General features: G+C 68.4%; 15 protein-coding genes. 3 read left to right on the top strand and 12 right to left on the bottom strand.

Going from position 1 to position 15971, the window contains the following annotated elements; translation table 11 throughout:
- Positions 1-75: 75 nt before the first annotated feature.
- Positions 76-2019, bottom strand: coding sequence for an asparagine synthase (glutamine-hydrolyzing) (asnB, locus tag ACFU5M_RS31830; protein WP_379054824.1), 1944 nt, complete (start codon positions 2017-2019; stop codon positions 76-78).
- Between the two features lie 365 nt (positions 2020-2384).
- Between asnB and ACFU5M_RS31825 the strand changes: the two genes are divergently transcribed.
- The 3 genes from ACFU5M_RS31825 (at position 2385) to ACFU5M_RS31815 (ending at position 4713) form a co-directional block, all read left to right on the top strand.
- Positions 2385-3476 (top strand): cytochrome c oxidase subunit II, encoded by a 1092-nt coding sequence (locus ACFU5M_RS31825; protein ID WP_379054822.1) that lies wholly within the window; start codon positions 2385-2387, stop codon positions 3474-3476.
- A 14-nt stretch (positions 3477-3490) separates the two neighbouring features.
- Entirely contained in the window at positions 3491-3907 is a 417-nt protein-coding gene (locus ACFU5M_RS31820; RefSeq protein ID WP_040865876.1) for a cytochrome c oxidase subunit 4, read from the top strand.
- 146 nt (positions 3908-4053) lie between these two features.
- Positions 4054-4713, top strand: a complete 660-nt coding sequence (locus ACFU5M_RS31815) for a TetR/AcrR family transcriptional regulator (protein ID WP_379054820.1) — start codon at positions 4054-4056, stop codon at positions 4711-4713.
- Here ACFU5M_RS31815 and ACFU5M_RS31810 read toward each other — a convergent pair.
- The 11 genes from ACFU5M_RS31810 to ACFU5M_RS31760 all read right to left on the bottom strand — a co-directional run bounded on the left by ACFU5M_RS31810 (position 4710) and on the right by ACFU5M_RS31760 (position 15959).
- Positions 4710-5807: a CSLREA domain-containing protein gene (locus tag ACFU5M_RS31810; protein ID WP_379054818.1), complete on the bottom strand. Its 1098-nt coding sequence runs from the start codon at positions 5805-5807 to the stop codon at positions 4710-4712. The genes ACFU5M_RS31815 and ACFU5M_RS31810 overlap by 4 nt on opposite strands.
- Before the next feature lie 458 nt (positions 5808-6265).
- Positions 6266-7543, bottom strand: coding sequence for an FAD-binding oxidoreductase (locus ACFU5M_RS31805; RefSeq protein WP_379054816.1), 1278 nt, complete (start codon positions 7541-7543; stop codon positions 6266-6268).
- A 52-nt stretch (positions 7544-7595) separates the two neighbouring features.
- Entirely contained in the window at positions 7596-9161 is a 1566-nt protein-coding gene (locus ACFU5M_RS31800) for an alkaline phosphatase D family protein (RefSeq protein ID WP_379054814.1), read from the bottom strand.
- Positions 9162-9235: 74 nt separating this feature from the next.
- Positions 9236-10000 carry a sporulation protein gene (locus ACFU5M_RS31795; protein ID WP_379054812.1) on the bottom strand — a complete coding sequence of 255 codons (765 nt, stop codon included), beginning with the start codon at positions 9998-10000 and terminating at the stop codon, positions 9236-9238.
- A gap of 307 nt (positions 10001-10307) precedes the next feature.
- A complete protein-coding gene (locus tag ACFU5M_RS31790; protein WP_379054810.1) occupies positions 10308-11039 on the bottom strand; it encodes a lysophospholipid acyltransferase family protein in 732 nt (243 codons plus the stop codon).
- Positions 11040-11217: 178 nt separating this feature from the next.
- Positions 11218-12216, bottom strand: a complete 999-nt coding sequence (locus ACFU5M_RS31785; RefSeq protein ID WP_379054830.1) for an ROK family protein — start codon at positions 12214-12216, stop codon at positions 11218-11220.
- A 5-nt stretch (positions 12217-12221) separates the two neighbouring features.
- Entirely contained in the window at positions 12222-12647 is a 426-nt protein-coding gene (locus ACFU5M_RS31780; RefSeq protein ID WP_379054808.1) for a hypothetical protein, read from the bottom strand.
- Positions 12637-13920 carry an ArsA family ATPase gene (locus ACFU5M_RS31775; protein WP_379054828.1) on the bottom strand — a complete coding sequence of 428 codons (1284 nt, stop codon included), beginning with the start codon at positions 13918-13920 and terminating at the stop codon, positions 12637-12639. Before ACFU5M_RS31775 ends, ACFU5M_RS31780 begins: the two co-directional genes overlap by 11 nt.
- 23 nt (positions 13921-13943) lie before the next feature.
- Positions 13944-14381, bottom strand: a complete 438-nt coding sequence (locus ACFU5M_RS31770; protein WP_379054806.1) for an SRPBCC family protein — start codon at positions 14379-14381, stop codon at positions 13944-13946.
- Between the two features lie 37 nt (positions 14382-14418).
- The gene (locus tag ACFU5M_RS31765) at positions 14419-14802 is read right to left on the bottom strand and encodes a polyketide cyclase / dehydrase and lipid transport (RefSeq protein ID WP_379054804.1); all 384 of its coding nucleotides are present in this window, start codon (positions 14800-14802) and stop codon (positions 14419-14421) included.
- A 29-nt stretch (positions 14803-14831) separates the two neighbouring features.
- Complete coding sequence (locus ACFU5M_RS31760; RefSeq protein WP_379054826.1) at positions 14832-15959, bottom strand: glycosyltransferase family 4 protein; 1128 nt, start codon at positions 15957-15959, stop codon at positions 14832-14834.
- Between the last annotated feature and the right edge of the window lie 12 nt (positions 15960-15971).

Below are 15971 nucleotides of genomic sequence, written 5' to 3'. Positions count from 1 at the left end.
ATCAACACCCTGCTCTTTTTTTCACTACTAATGGCGCGCACCGGGCCGGGTGCGCGCCTTTCGTATGTTTGCGCGCTACAGCGAGACGGGGTACGCGGGCTCCTGGATCTCCGGCTTGATCCGGTCCTCCACGAAGATGCCGTGCCACACCATGAACACCAGCAATGTCCACAGTCTGCGGCTGTGATCGGCGGTTCCGGCCCGGTGCGCGACCAGCATCTCGCTGATCGCGGCCTTGTTCAGCAGGTGGCCGGTCTGCGATTCGGCGATCTGCTGCTGCGCCCAGTCGTAGAGTTCGGTGCCGCGCAGCCAGTGCCGCAGCGGGACCGGGAAGCCGAGCTTGGCGCGGTGCAGCACGTGCGGCGGCACGATGCCCTCCAGCGCCTGGCGCAGCGCGTACTTCGTGGTCTCCTTGGTGATCTTCTGGTCGAACGGCAGCCCTTCGGCCGCCTTCAGGACCTCGGCGTCCAGGAACGGCACGCGCAGTTCCAGCGAATTCGCCATGGTCATCTTGTCGGCCTTGACCAGGATGTCGCCGCGCAACCAGGTGAACAGGTCCAGGTGCTGCATCCGGGCCACCGGGTCCCAGCCGCGCGACTGGGCGTACAGCGGCGCGGTGACGTCCTGGTGGGTCCACTCCGGCCGGAACTCGCGCAGTACGGCGCGCAACTGCGCGTCGCTGAAGCTGCGCGCGTTGCCGTAATAGCGCTCCTCCAGGGTGAGCGAGCCGCGGTGCAGCAGGCTCTTGCCCCTGGTGCCTTCCGGGATCCGGTCCGACAGCTTGCCCGCCAGCCTGCGCAGGCCGCGGGGCAGCTTCTCGAACGGCTTCAGCGACAGCGGCTCGCGGTAGATGGTGTATCCGCCGAACAGCTCGTCGGCGCCCTCACCGGAGAGCACCACCTTGACGTGCTTGCGCGCCTCCTTGGCGACGAAATACAGCGGGACCAGCGCCGGATCGGCCACCGGGTCGTCGAGGTACCAGACGATCTCGGGGATCGCCTGCGCGAACTCGGCGGGGGAGACCACCTTCACCACGTGGCGCGCGCCGATCGCCTCGGCGCTCTCGGCGGCCACGTCCACCTCCGAATAGCCCTCGCGCTCGAACCCGGTGGTGAACGTGATCAGCTTCGGGTTGTGCCGCATCGCCAGCGCGGCGACCGCGGTGGAGTCGATGCCGCCGGACAGGAACGAGCCGACCGTCACGTCGGCGCGCATGTGCTTGGCGACGGAGTCCTCGAGCGCCGCGGCGATCTCCCGGTAGCGCGCCGCCGCCGAACCGGGGGTGAACGGGCGCACCGGGAACTTCGGCGTGAAATACCGGGTGACGACCGGAGCGGCGCCGGGCCGGACGGTGGCGTAGCTGCCGGACTCCAGCCTGCGCACGTCCTTGTGCAGTGTCTCCGGTTCCGGCACGTACTGCAGCACGGTGTAGTGCTCCAGCGCCCGCGGGTCCAGCGCGTCGCTCAGCTCCAGCGCGGGCAGCAGTTCCAGCAGGCTTTTCTTCTCGCTGCCGAACGCGGTGCCGCCCGGCCCGGTGGCCAGGAACAGCGGCTTGATGCCGAACGGGTCGCGCGCGAGGAACAGCTCCCCGGTCTCGGTGTCCCAGATCGCGAAGGCGAACATGCCGCGCAGCCGACGCACCGCTTCGGGGCCCCAGTAGTGGAACGCGGCGACGATGGCCTCGCTGTCGCCTTCCGTGTGGAACATCTGCCCGTCCGGGAAGTCGGCGGCGTGCGCCTCGGCGAGCTCCGCGCGCAGCTCCAGGTAGTTGTAGATCTCGCCGTTGAAGGTCAACGCGTAGCGGTCGGGCTGCTCGGGCGGGCCCCAGCGCAGCGGCTGGTGCGAGTGCTCGATGTCGATGATCGACAGGCGGTTGAAGCCGAAGATCACATGGTCGTCGTGCCAGGTGCCGCGCTCGTCCGGGCCCCGGTGACGTACACAGTGCAAGGCCTCGTAGACCTGCTCCACCGTGCCAGGTGCCGCCTCGTCAGATGCCAGGAATCCGAGCAGTCCACACACGGCGTCGGCAACCTCATTTCTCACAGTCGGGATACGCGCGCACCGGATGGGGCGCAAGGGGACGAAATCTAGTGTCCGAGTATGCCGCACCCACGGGATTCGCGCGTCGTGCGCACCACGTCCCGAGCGGAATCGCTGGTGACGGTGATCCGTGCGCGCTCGGTGAGGTGTCGAAGCCGACCCGACGACAAACGGGAGGTGCGTTTGGTCTACGCTGCGTAGTACTCAGGTCTCTCTCAGGCGACCCGCGCGTAACGCGCAGGCCCCGAGGGTGCCCTGAAACGACCTTAAAACGTATCGTCGGGGCCGATCGCAGCCTCGAACGATGCACTGTCGGAATGTGTGGCGACCAGGAAGGCGTGAGCGTGGCGCACAAGGCGAGCGAAGAGATCGGGGCACGACCCGCCCGGGGCGGGCGGGGCCGCATCCTTCGGCGGGCCGGGCTGGCGGTGTCCTTGGGGATCACCGCGCTGCTCGTCTCGGGCTGCTCGATCGACAATGTTTGGCTGCGGTTCGGCTGGCCGTCGGGTATCACGCCGCAGGCCACCCGGATGCGGGAACTGTGGACCTGGTCGGTCATCGCCGCGCTGGCGATGGGCGTGCTGGTCTGGGGCCTGACCTTCTGGACCGTCGCGTTCCACCGCAAGAAGGCGGACTCCCCGGAGTTCCCGCGCCAGACCGGCTACAACGTGCCGCTGGAGCTGACCTACACGGCGATCCCCTTCGTCATCATCGCGGTGCTGTTCTACTTCACCGTGGTCGTGCAGAACTACGTGCACGAGAAGGTGGCCGACCCCGACGTGACGGTCGACGTCACCGCCTTCCAGTGGAACTGGAAGTTCGGCTACCGCGAAGTCGACTTCAAGGACGGCTACAAGTTCGACGGCATCGACACCGCGCGTGAGGCGGTGAGCCAGGAACAGCTCGAGCAGTACGAGGAGCGGACCAAGGACGGTCACCCGCAGCCGGGCCCGGTGCACGGCAAGCCGGAGAACGACATCCTGTCCTACCTGCACTACGACAAGGTCGAGACGATCGGCTCGAGCAGCGAGATCCCGGTGCTGGTGCTGCCGACCGGCAAGGTCATCGAGTTCCAGCTCGCCGCCGCCGACGTGATCCACGCCTTCTGGGTGCCGGAGTTCCTGTTCAAGCGCGACGTGATGCCGAACCCGAAGGAAAACAACTCCGACAACGTCTTCCAGATCACCGAGATCGAGAAGGAGGGCGCGTTCGTCGGCCGCTGCGCCGAGATGTGCGGCACCTTCCACTCGATGATGAACTTCGAGGTCCGCGCGGTCACGCCGGAGAAGTTCACCAAGTACCTGGACGCGCGCCAGGCGGGCAAGACCAACGCCGAGGCGCTGGAGTCCATCGGTGAGTCTCCCGTCGCCACGTCCACCACGCCGTTCAACACCAGGCGCGACACCAAGAGCGCGGCCTCGGCCGAGAGCAAGTGAGGATTTGATCTGACATGAAGATCGAAGCGCGGATTTTCGAACTGCTCACGGTGTTCTTCATCATCGTGGCGGTGGTCTACGGGTTCTTCACCGGTCAGTCGCGCACCGGCGTCGAATGGGCGGGCACCACGGCCACCGTGCTGACCGCGGGCCTGTCGCTGATCATCGGTACCTACTTCCGGTTCGTCGCCCGTCGTCTCGACCTGCGCCCGGAGGACTACGAGGACGCCGAGATCGTGGACGGCGCCGGCGACCTGGGCTTCTTCTCGCCCGGCAGCTTCTGGCCGATCACCCTGGCCGCCGCCGGTTCGGTGACCGCTCTGGGCTTGGCGTTCTTCCAGTTCTGGCTGATCGGCATCGGCGTCGTCTGCGTGCTGGCGGCCGCCGCCGGTCTGGTGTTCGAGTACTACCTCGGCCCGGAAAAGCACTGAGCTGAGCAACTGCCGAAGCGGCCCCACCGGATTTCCGGTGGGGCCGTTTCGCGTATGACCACCGCTTCGACTGTCCGGGTCTTCTTCTGCGTGTCCGGCCGAACCGGCTCATCCGCGATGAGACCGCACCTGATATGAAGGACCGGGTGGGACGTAAGAAGTTGCTGGAGCCGACCCTGACGGAGTTGCCGCACGGGCCGCACGGTCTAGCTCGCGATCTGGTGACCGGGTCGCAGCGGCAGCGGCTTTTGTACGGGGTGACGGTTGTCGTCGCGGATCGCGGCTATCCCACCGTGACGATCGCGGATATCGCTGCGGCGGCGAAGGTTTCGCGCCGCACGTTTTACCAGCACTTCTCGGACAAGGAAGCGTGTTTCCTCGCCGCCGCCGAGGCAGGCCGGGATCTGATGATCGAGCACCTCGAGCGCGTGATGCGGCAGGTATTCGCCGAACCGGTCGAGCCGCTCGAGGCTCTGCGGCTCGGAATCCGCGAGTATCTCACCCTGTTGCGTGACGAACCGTCGTTCGCCCGCGCGTTCTATCTGGAGACCGCCGTGGCCGGGTCGCGCGCGATCGAGTCGTTCGAACGATGCCAACGCTGGTTCGCCGGATTCATCCGAACATGGCGTGCGGCGGCAGGCCCCGTCGATCCGCCGGTGCCGGATGACGCGTATCTGGCGGTGACCGACGCGGTCAACGAGGCCGTCCGCAGGACCCTGCGTGCGGGAGGTGACCTCCTCGAACTCGAGGACACCGTGCTGTACATCCACCGCGCGCTGCTCGGTTTGGCGACGTCTGCCGACTAGGGCACGACTTCGTCGCCTGGCCCGTCGAGGTCGCAGGAAGCGTCGTCGCTGGTGTTGCCGCCTTCGGAGACAATCCTCGCGAACGCTCTCGCGCAGTTGGCCGGAGCGATGCCGGAGATATTCCCCGTGATGGTGGAGTCTCGCAACACCACGGTGCCCACCGGTGCGTCGATCGCGTCCGTCAGCCCGCGTGGGAGGGTGTCGAGATAGGCGGGCGCCACGTTGATGCCGCCGCCGGCATCCGAGGCGCTGTTTCCGGTGACCGTCGTACGATCGAAAGTCACCACGCCCCGGCCCCGGACATCCACACCGCCGCCACGTCCGGCGAAGCCACCTGGGCGATACCACACTTCGGGATCGACCACGCGGTTGTCGGAGATCCTGGAGTCGGTGAAGGTGCAGGTGTTATCGCATCGCACGCCGCCCGCCTCGCCGGATGCGTTGTCGGTGATGGTCGTATTCCTCGTCTGGAGGTCCGACCCCGGCACGTTGAAGATCCCGCCGCCGTACCCGGCACTGTTGCCCCGAACCACCACATCCTCGAGGACGAGGTTCGACGAGTTGGAGATTCCGCCGCCGCCGGTGTCGTAATACGGGATCTCGTGTTGGGCGGTGACTCCGCCCGTCACGGTCAGCCCCGTCAACGTCACGGGCGCTGAGACACTCAGGACCCTGTCGATCCCAGCGGCATCCAGCACCGTCTGGTCGTGGCCCGCGCCACGCAGCGTCGTCGACGCGGTGAGGTTCAGGTCTCCGGTGGTCCCATCTGGGTTGCGGCCATGCACTTTCTGTGGATCGGGACGGATCGTCAAGATGTACCGGCCTTCGGGCACCACGATCGTGCTTCCGGGCCGGGCATTGGCGGTCTGCACTGCCGCGCGCAGTGTGCAGGTGCCGGCGACGGTACGGCACAGCCCGCTGTGCGCGTCGGCGGCGGCGCCGTCGGCTGTGGTGTTCACAGTGATCATCGCCGGCGAAGCTGCACCGGGCACGGTGTCGGCATGGGCCGCGCCGGGGGATCCGCCAACGGTTCCCGCGATCAGGGCTGCGATGGCGACGCTGCGGGCCGCCACGGGAGATGTGCTCGTCTTCATGAAATCTCAGATCCATTCACCGACACGGAGTAGGGTACGCCCGAGTCTGAGTGGGGTACGTGATCGTCTACAACTATCTCGCAGAGTGACGCCCCTCGGGAGTGTTTCCGGGAATCCGCTGAGCAGTCGTCGAGCTGCCCCCTCGCAGGCGGGAGCACGCCGGGCATCGTGGAGGACACGCGCGAGCCGCTTCGAGAGCGTCGATCCCGCGACCTCGTCTTCGAAGTTCTTCCAGGCCTTTCAGCAGCGGCGTGAACTCCACGATCTCGTACTTCGTGACGCCGGCCGCTCGTCGGCGCCGAGAACCCCGAGACCGTAGTCCGGCCGACCTCTTCGAATGAATGTGAGCATCGCCGGCGCCCGGCGGTTCACCAACTGCCCGCCGCGCGGCGTCATCGCCGATGAGCTGGACCGCCGAGCGGAGCCGGGGGAGTAGCGCCGGTCGATGAGGCGCTCGCCTACTCCGCCTCGTACCGCAGCGCGTTCTCCGAGCGGCAGATCTCCTCGATACCGGAGACGACGTCGCGCAGCAGCTCAGAAGGCAGCGCGGCGGGACGCAGGCGGCAGGTGAAGGTGATCAAGCCGTGGTCTTCGGGGGGCAGGCCGCGGGCGGCGGATTCCGCGCGCAGGTAGCGCGAGCGCACACCGTAGGTCATCGCGGAGATGACGGTGAAGCAGCCGGTGCGTTCCCGGTGCCCCGAGAACAGGTCGTGCAGGCGGTAGAACACCGACGCATAGCTCGACAGCGGCGCGAAAACGCCCACCCGGTAGGCGGGACCACGCTCGGACGAACTGAGCGCTGTATCGGCCAGATACTCGGCATCGCGCAGAGTCTGCACCTTCGGCGCGAACAGCACCGCGCCCGCGGCCGCGTGGCGCACCGGCATGCCCGCCTTGCCCGGCGCGGCGGAGGCGATGGCGCCCAGCGATTTCCGCGCCCGCGACCCGACCTCACGCCGGGCGCGCAGCCCCCGGGTGGGCGCGGTGGGGTACAGGCTCGACCACTGCCCGAAGCGCACGGTGCCCAGCTGCACGTGGCCGGTGCCGACCGGACGCGCCACCTTCAGCGGTGCGGTGTCGACCCAGCGGCCGACCTGCAGTTCGGCGTTGCCGGGCCGCGCGATCTCGGCATAGGCATGCTCGACGAAGGAATCGAAGTCGAGGAACCGGTCGGCATCGGTGGTCAGCCAGGTGTGCTCCTTGTCGATTTCGATGGCGTCCAAAGTGAGCGCGGTGATGATGCCCGCGCGACCGCCCGCGCCGAGTACGCGGTGGAACCGCTCGGTGTGATGGGTGCGCCCGCAGGTGCCGATGCGCCCGTCGGTGTCCACATACTCCAGATCGACGATCTGGTCGATGAACAGGCCGTGCTTGTGCGAGGCCGCGCTGACGCCACCGACCGAGGCGAAGCCGCCCGCGGTGATGTCGCGGTGGTCGCCGACGATGGGCAGGCCGAGGCCGTGCGCGCCGAGCCTGCGGTCGATGTCGGACAGTTTGGCGCCCGCCTGCACCCGGACGGTGCGCCGGCCCAGGTTGATGTCCAGCACCTGATTCATCCGGCGCAGCGACACCACGGTCGGCTGGGCGGGCAGTGTGAGCCCCTCGTCGATCAGCTCGCCGCCACGCACCATCAGCCGTTCCGTTCGCCCGCGTGAATCCCGCATCGTGCGAACGACATCTGCGGTGTCGCGGGGGAGGTATTCCTCGGCGTTGGAGACAGTTTGCGGCGTGCTCATGGCCCAAAAGCTAACCACAGCGCGGGCCGCCCCGCTCCCCCGAAGCCGGGTGTCACCGCGACGCGGGCGCAAGGCTCTTGCTGAACAGGACGGATCCGGCGGCATCGCACAGGTCGACGGTCAATTCCCTCGACTTTCCGTCGATGCGCACCTCGCCGAAATGCTGGAAGCCGTCCAGCGGCGAGCTGTTCTGTACCGGCGGCGCGTGGACGTAGACGGCCTCCGGGCCGAATGTGCCGTCCAGCTGATTCGGGCCGAACGCGCCCGCGTTCAGCGGACCGGAGACGAACTCCCAGAACTCGTCGAAGTCGGTGAAGACCGCGCGCTCGGGCGAATAGCGGTGGGCCGCCGTGTAGTGCACGTCGGCGGTGAGCCAGACGACGTTCGCCACCTTGTTCGCCCGGATCGACGACAGCACCTGCGCGATCTCGCGTTCCCGGCCCGACGGTGCGCCGGGGTCGCCGTTGGCGGGGCCTTCATAGGCGGTGGTGTTCTTCTGTTCGCCGTCCGGGACGATCACGCCGAGCGGTAGGTCGTTGGCGATGATCTTCCAGGTGGCGGTGGATTCGCGCAGGCCGTCGATCAGCCATTTCGACTGCGCCGGACCGAGAATGCGGCCGTTGGGCCCGTTGTTGCCGTCGTTGGCGTCCTTGTTCGCGCGCATGTCGAGCACGAAGACGTCCAGCAGCGGACCGTAGGCGATCTTGCGATACAGGCGGCCGTCCACCGCCTCCCTCGGTTCCAGCGGCATCCACTCGTGGAAGGCCTGCCAGGAGCGCGTGGCCAGGGTGTCCATGCCGCGTTCGGTGTAGCCCTTGGATTCGGCGACGAGTCCGCCGGGGTACCAGTTGTTCACCGTCTCGTGGTCGTCCCACTGCACCACCTGGGCGACCGAACTGTTGAACCGGCGGTAGTTCTCGTCGGTCAGGTTGTAGGCGTAATTGCCGCGGAACTGATCCAAGGTTTGCGCGACAGCGCTTTTCGCCTCGCTCACGAAATTGCGCCAGATGCGGCCGTCGGGCAGGGTGACCGACTCCTTCAGTGGTCCGTCGGCGTAGATCGAGTCGCCGGAGTGCAAGAACAGGTGCGGGTCGCGGGCGGCCATGGCGGCGAAGATCTTCATGCCGCCGAGTTCCGGGTTGATGCCGTAGCCCTGGCCCGCGACGTCGCCGGACCACTGGAGCCGGATGTCCGTCGCGGTGGTGGGCGCGGTGCGGAAGACGCCGGTGATCGGTTCGGAGTCGGCGCCGTCCTCGCCGCGCAGCGTCACCCGGTAGTGCACCTGCTTTCCCGCGGGCAGGCCGTTGATCCGTACCCGGCCGGTGCCGTCGGAGTCCGGGGTGAGCAGCGGCCCGGTGAAGCGCTTGGGATCGGTGAACGATTCCGTGGCGGCGGTTTCCACGATCAAGGTGGCGGCGCGATCGGCGCGGGCCCAGATCAGTGCGCCGTCGGTGCGTGGGTCGCCGACCGCCACGCCGTGCGTCAGCATCGGACGCTGCCGGATCAGCGCCGGGCCGTTGTCCGGCGAACAGGCCGCCAGCGCCGGCACCGCCACGAGTCCGAGTGCCGAGGCGCGTAGGACGGTGCGCCGGGATGGTCCTGAGGCCGAGCCGCTCATGAGGAAACCTTGGCGCAATCACGTCAACGTCACATGAACGCGCCGGGTCCGTGCGGCCAACAAGCAGCGGGACGTCAGTGCGCGAGGCGCTCCAGCCGGTGGTGCAGCTCGCCCGCCCAGTCGACTCCGCCCAGTTGCTGGTAGTCCACCCAGAGCGCGTCGAAGACGTCGCGGCCCTCGGAGATCCATCCGCCGCGCTTGTCGGCCTCCAGGACCACACTCATGCCGGTCTCGGTCGGGACGAAAGTCACCTCGAGCTGGTTCAGACGCGGGTAGTGCGGTGATCCGGCGAACTCGATCTCCTGGTAGAACGGCAGCGTCTGCGGTGTGTTGTGCACCCGTCCCGACTCCACGTCGGCGCTGCGCAGCTGGAATCCCAGTCGCTGCACGGCTTCCAGCAACACATGCTGGGCGGGCAGAGCGCCGACACCGATCGGGTCGGTGTCCGCGGCGTCCACCGCGCCTTGGATCTCCACGATCGTGCGCAGCGAAACCACCGTGCCCGGCAGGTGCCTTCCGTTGTAGAACGTGATCGGCGTTTCCATCGGCGCGCGGGCCGCGAAGCGGAACTCCGGCACCGCACCCACGGGCAGATGCAACGGCCCGTGCACCCCGGTACGGCCGAACGCGATATCGCGCACGCCTTCGTGGTCGTCGTACTCCTGCTCGGCCCTGGTCACGAACTCGACCGCCACCTGAGCGATCTCCTGCGCGACCGCCCCACCCCGCAACCGGATCACGCCTTCGACCGTGCCTCCGGGCTGCACACCCGGCGTGAACAACTCGGTCTCCACTTCGGCCCCACCGACCCCGGCCGCTGCCAGCAACTTCTTGAACATGCTTGTACTTTCGCCGCGCCGTCTTACCGAAGGCTTGTCATTACCTTGCCGCCCTGAGCGACTCGGCCGAGTGTATGGGGCACCCGGCTGGTGGGCAGCGCCGCACCGGTCAGAGCGTGGATCGAGCGCTGGCGACAAAGGCGGCGCAAGTAGCCGGATCCTTTCGCCGCCGGGGGTTTCCACACCGCTGCCGACATCGACGGCGTCCGGGGGCGGACCTGCCGTACGGCTGCGGCGACCGTGGCGGGCGTGCGGCTGCCCGCGAGCACGACGGGACGGCCGGCCTCGGCCAGCGCGTCGGGAGAAATCAGCCCGCGGCGGTGTCCGGAATGCGGACGGGCACGGCATCGGGGCGGCCGCCGCTGGGGACGCCCTTCTTCAGGCTGTGCGCGTAGACGTCGACGTATTCCTGACCGGTGAGCTGCATCAGCTCGTACATGACCTCGTCGGTGACGGCGCGTTCGACGAACCGGTTGCCACCCATGCCCTCGTAGCGGGAGAAGTCGATGGGCCTGCCGAACTTGACGGTCACCTTCCGGCGGCGCCAGCGGAACGGTCCCGGCGGGCTGACCTCGTCGGTGCCGATGACGGCGACCGGAATGACGGGGACGCCGGTCTCCAGCGCCAAGCGGGCCAAGCCGGTCTTGCCCTTGTACAGGCGGCCGTCGGGGGAGCGGGTGCCCTCCGGGTAGAGGCCGACCAGACGGCCCTGGTCGAGCAACTTGCGGGCGGCGTTCAGCGCGTCCTCGGCGGCATCCGCGCCGCTGCGGTCGATCGGGTACTGACCCGAGGCGCTGAAGAAGAACTTCTGGAACCGGCCCTTGATGCCCGGGGTGGTGAAGTACTCGGCCTTGGCGAGGTAGTTGATCCGCCGCGGGCTCAGCAACGGAGCGAACAGCCAGTCGGCGAAAGAGAGATGGTTACCCGCCATGATGGCCGGCCCGTCCGCCGGAATGTTCTCCACACCCTCGACCGTAGGTCGGTTGTAGAGATGAATGAATGGTCCCAGCAGCACGAACTTCAGCAGCCAGTAGAACATGACGTCCTTCCCCCGGGACCGGGATAGTTGCGGGCACCTGCTTCAAATGCCGACTTTACCGTTGGTGCAAGATCACATCCAACCGCAGCGGCGAATCTCACCACACTTCGGCGCCGACGCCGACCGATGGCGAGCATCGGCGTGTCGCGACAGACCACGACTCTCGTGGCCGGTGGCGTCAACGGCTGGTCCGCGCGATGCGCGCGGACTTGCCCGCGCCGGAGGGCAGTGCCGCCCTGGCGAGGTCGGCAGCGCCGATCATGCCCGCCGCCTCACCGAGCTGGGTGGTCCGGATGCGCGCCAGCGGCCGGTGTCCCGCGCCCGTGATCGCGCGGGCGTACTCCTCGCGCGCCTCGTCCAGGAAAAGCGGCGCCGAACTGCTGACCCCGCCCGCGATGACCACCAGGTCCGGATCGAAGATGTCGCTGACGAAGGCCAGCCCGAGCCCGAGCCAGCGCGCGAAATCGGCCATCACCCGCGTCGCGAGCGGGTCGCCGTCCTGCGCCGCGCCCGCGACCCGCCGTCCGGTCAGCGAGCCGGGATCGCGCGCCACATCCCTGGCCAGCACGGAATGCACCGTGTCGCTGGCCAGCATCTCGATCGCGGTCTCCGCCAATGCGGTTCCGCTGCAATAGCGCTCCCAGCACCCGCGCTTGCCGCACGGACAGGGCCGCCCCAGCGGAACGACTTGCAGATGACCGAGTTCCGGCGCGACGCCCTGCGTGCCCCGGTACAACTGGCCGTCGATCAGCAGGGCGGCGCCGATGCCGGTGCCGATCGCGATCAGCACCACGTTGTGCCCGCCCGCGGCGGCGCCGAACCGGTATTCGGCCCACATCGCGGCGTTGGCGTCGTGTTCCAGGATCACCGGCAGTTCCAGCCGTTCGGTGAGTCGCTGGGCGACCGGCGCGTCCTGCCAGGGCAGGTGCGGGGCGAACCGCACGGTGGAGCGATCGCCGTTGATGAACCCGGCGACCGCCAAGCCGACCGCGCCGATGGGATGGCGGCCGGACAGGTCGCGCACCGCCCGATCCAACGCGTCCTCCAACGCCCGGGCGGAATGCGGCGTCGGCGCCTGGACCGTGTCGAGCACCTCGCCGCTGTCGTCGATCACCGACGCCCGAATGTTGGTGCCGCCGACGTCTATTCCGACGGTCAGCGGTCGCGTACCCGCCATCTGGGTCATACCTTGATCGTCACGGGAATGTCCACGTAACGGGGGCCGTCGCCGTCCTCTTCGTTCCCGCGTGGACCGTGCCGATGCGGCGCACCGGTTTCCGGGTCCTCGTCGGCGGGCATGACGGGGTCGACCGGCACCCCCGCCAGCGCTTCGCGCAAAACGGTGACGATCGCGGTGCCGTGATCGGCGACCGCGGCCAGCACCTCGTGGTGCTCCCCGCGCACGAGCGCCGCGGCCGCGCACACGGGGCACCAGCTGCAGCCTGCCCACTCGGCCTGGCCGTCGGCGGCGCGCCGCAGCACCGGTTCGACCCGTTCCAGCACCGCTTCGGCCAGCAGCTTCAACTCCTCGGCGAATTCGCCGATGCCGTCCGGCGCGGTGTGGCCGCTTGCCTCGTTGCCCTCGGGCGGGTGCGGATCACCGGTCATGGTCGTGACTTTCGGACGCGTGCGCCCACACCCGCGGATCGGGCCGGAAGCGGACCACCAGATACCCGTCCTCGAGTTCGGCGCCGTCGACCGTGCACCGCCGCAATACCGGCGCCAGGCGCACCCGGCGCCGGACACCGTCCGCTCCCACGATCAAATCGTCCTCCACTCGGCCAAGGCGCAACGTGGCGGCGTCGACCACCGGCAGGTGCATGCGCAGCGCGTACACCGACTGCAATCCGGTGCCGGATTCCCGGAGAACCAGCGGTTCGCCGGAACTCGCGTCGACCTCCGTCTGATTGTCGCTCAGCATAAGCGCAGCGTCGCCGGTGTCGCCCGCCGAGTCCATCGCGTACGACAACGCGGCCAGCGAGTTCAGCCCGATCGGCTCGGAACCGGTGTGCTGCGCGATCAGCACGGGGATACCCGGCATCCTGCTCCGCAAATCGGCGATGACGTCCGACTGCTCGCCGCGCCGGTTCGAGTACCAGTGCACCGCCGGATGTCCGGCCGCGCCCGGCTCGGCGGGCGGTGCGATATCGGGCAGCACCTTGTTCACCACCAGGGCATCCAGCCGCAGGCCCAACAGCGCCGCGGCCGAACGCACCCGTTCCGATTCGGCCACCGCGACCCGCTCGGCGACGGTGATCAGCCGCGCCCCGGTGCGCCGGTGGTCGGTGAGCAGATCGCGAACCTCGCTGACCGCGTTGACGATCCGTTCGACGGTGGCCGCGAGCACGGCGCGGCGCAGGTCGGTGCCGACGGCGCTCATCGCCCGCGCGTGCGGCGGCCACATCCGTTCCAGGTAACCGAGCAGGGTGGCGGGCGCGGTGACGATGCGCAGCATGTCCGCCGAGGGCGGGCAGTCGACGACGATGAGATCCCAGTCGTCCTCGGCGGCGAACTGGGTGATCTCCACGAGCATCAGCAGTTCCTGCACGCCGGGCAATCCGGTCAGTTCCGCCGGATCCAGCGCGGCGAGATCGAAACCGTGCTCGTGCCCGCGGCCGGTCGAGATCAACCGCACCACGTCGCGGAACCGGTCCTCGAGCAGCGCGAGCGAATCGATCTCGATCACGTCCAGACCGGGCCGCACGGTGGCGATGCCGGTGACGGTGCCGGGATCGTGCGGGAAACGGAAGCCGAGCGCGTCGCCCAGCGAATGCGCCTGATCGAGCGAGGCGATCAGCACGCGACGGCCCGCCCTGGCCTCGGCCATGGCGGTGGCACAAGCGAGCGTGGTCTTGCCTACCCCACCCTTGCCGATGAACAGTTCGACCCGGGTCTCGCGCGCGGTCAGCCTTCGACCCGTTTCTTCAGTTCCTTCAGCGCGGTATCGGTGATCACTTTCTCGGCCTTGCGTTTGAACATGCCGATCATCGGGATGTTCAAATCTACGGTCAGCGTGTAGACGACCTCGGTGCCGCCGCCCGGCCGATCGATCAGTTCGTAAGTGCCGTTCTGCGCCTTCTGCAACTCGCCGCTGAGCAGCCGCCAGCTGACCGCCTTGCGGTCGGCGCGCCAGTCGTAGGACAGGACGTAAGTGTCCTTGACCACCCCGGCGTCCAGCACGAACCGGGCGGTTTCGGCCAAACCGTCCGCTCCCGTCTTCAGCACTTCCACCGACTTCGCCGCCGATACCCATTCCGGGTAGGACTCCAGATCGGCGATGACGGACATCACCTGCTGCGACGGGGCCTCGATGACGATCGATCTCTGGGTCCTGTCGGCCATGCGGACAGCGATTCCTTTCAGCGTCGGTGCTGGTAGATCAAGACAGGGCCGCGGGAGCGACGCCGGCCGGGCGACCCGACTCCAGCCGGGACTTCACCTCGAACGACATGGTCCTGCCCGCGACCCGGCGGGCACGGTTGGCGGCGGCCAGCTTGCCCACCGGCAGCGCGGGCTGCGGCTCGGCGTGCAGGAAGTAGTGCAGGATCACCCCGTCCAGCGAGGGTTCCAGCCACACCTCCATGGTTCCGGTCAATGCTCCGGCCACCGACCAGCGGATACCCTTTTCGCCCCGATCCTCCCGGACCGCCAAGTCCAGGTCCGGCCACCAGCGGCGCCAGTGGTTCGGCCCGGCCAGCAGGTCGGCCACGGCGGCCCCCGATGCGGCGACGAAGGTCTGATCTGCGACCTGGATACTGCTCACTCCGCTGAGCGTAGTAGATGCGACGCGGATCACCGCAGCAGCTGTCGCAGGCGCGCGCCGAGGGTGTCCCAGCGCCACTGCTGCTCGACGAACGCCCGGCCCGCCACACCCATCCGCGCGGCCGCATCCCGATCGGACAGGATCTCCACCAGTGCGTCGGCGATCTGCTGCACGGAGCGGCCGTCCACCACCCGCCCGGTCTTGCCCTCGATCACGGTCTCCGGCGCACCGCCGGAATTGCCCGCCAGCACCGGGACACCGGACGCGGACGCCTCCAGGTAGACGATGCCCAAACCCTCCACGTCCAGGCCGGCCCCCCTGGTCCGGCAGGGCATCGCGAAGACGTCCGCGAGCGTGTGATGCGCCGCCAGCTCGCCGGACGGGACGCGGCCGGTGAAGATCACGTCCTCGGTGACGCCCGCGGCGACCGCGAGGGCGCGCAGCTTGTCCTCGAAGGGGCCGCCACCCGCGATCACCAGAACCGCGCCCCGCACTCGCTCGCGAATATCGCGCATGGCCAGGATCAGCGCGTCCTGCCCCTTGCGCGGCACCAACCGGGACAAGCACAGGATGGTCGGACGATCGCCCAAGCCGTAACGCTCGCGCAGCTCGGTACGCGCCGCCGGATCCGGACGGAACACTTCGGTGTCCACCCCCGGCGGCAGATACTCCAGCGCCGCGTTCGCTCCGAACGCGGACGCGAACCGGCGGCGGGTATAACGGCTGACGTAGGTGACCACGTCGGTCTGCTCGCCGATGACACGCAGCGCCTGCCTGGCTCCCGGCAACATCGACCAACCGACCTCGTGGCCGTGGGTACTGGCCAGGATGCGTTCGGCGCCCGCGCGACGCAGCGCGGGCGACATCAGCGCCAGCGGCGCCGCCGCCCCGAACCACACCGTGTCGCACTTCTCGCTGCGCAGCAGCCGCGCGGCGCGGCGCAGCACGAGCGGAGTCGGCAGCATCAGCGTGGTCGGATGGCGAATCACCTGGAACTTCTGCTTGGCGTCGAACTTCAGATGACTGTCGCCGCGCCAGCGCGGAGCATAGACCACCAGGTCATCCGGCGGCAGCTCACCGGCCAACGCCTGCAGATACGACTGGATACCGCCCGGCCGCGGCGGGAAATCATTGGTAACCAGCAAAGTTCGGGCCATGCGCAACAAAAT

Source organism: Nocardia sp. NPDC057455 (assembly GCF_042802775.1).
Lineage (GTDB): Bacteria > Actinomycetota > Actinomycetes > Mycobacteriales > Mycobacteriaceae > Nocardia.
The sequence above is the reverse complement of the archived record's forward strand: the minus strand, read 5'-3'. Positions and strand labels throughout refer to the sequence as shown.

Bases quoted from the DNA above. Each gene is read 5' to 3' on its own strand.
- ACFU5M_RS31820 (WP_040865876.1), top strand. From the start codon at position 3,491: ATGAAGATCGAAGCGCGGATTTTCGAACTGCTCACGGTGTTCTTCATC.
- ACFU5M_RS31810 (WP_379054818.1), bottom strand. From the start codon at position 5,807: ATGAAGACGAGCACATCTCCCGTGGCGGCCCGCAGCGTCGCCATCGCA.
- ACFU5M_RS31805 (WP_379054816.1), bottom strand. From the start codon at position 7,543: ATGAGCACGCCGCAAACTGTCTCCAACGCCGAGGAATACCTCCCCCGC.
- ACFU5M_RS31800 (WP_379054814.1), bottom strand. From the start codon at position 9,161: ATGAGCGGCTCGGCCTCAGGACCATCCCGGCGCACCGTCCTACGCGCC.
- ACFU5M_RS31795 (WP_379054812.1), bottom strand. From the start codon at position 10,000: ATGTTCAAGAAGTTGCTGGCAGCGGCCGGGGTCGGTGGGGCCGAAGTG.
- ACFU5M_RS31790 (WP_379054810.1), bottom strand. From the start codon at position 11,039: ATGTTCTACTGGCTGCTGAAGTTCGTGCTGCTGGGACCATTCATTCAT.
- ACFU5M_RS31785 (WP_379054830.1), bottom strand. From the start codon at position 12,216: ATGGCGGGTACGCGACCGCTGACCGTCGGAATAGACGTCGGCGGCACC.
- ACFU5M_RS31780 (WP_379054808.1), bottom strand. From the start codon at position 12,647: ATGACCGGTGATCCGCACCCGCCCGAGGGCAACGAGGCAAGCGGCCAC.
- ACFU5M_RS31770 (WP_379054806.1), bottom strand. From the start codon at position 14,381: ATGGCCGACAGGACCCAGAGATCGATCGTCATCGAGGCCCCGTCGCAG.
- ACFU5M_RS31760 (WP_379054826.1), bottom strand. From the start codon at position 15,959: ATGGCCCGAACTTTGCTGGTTACCAATGATTTCCCGCCGCGGCCGGGC.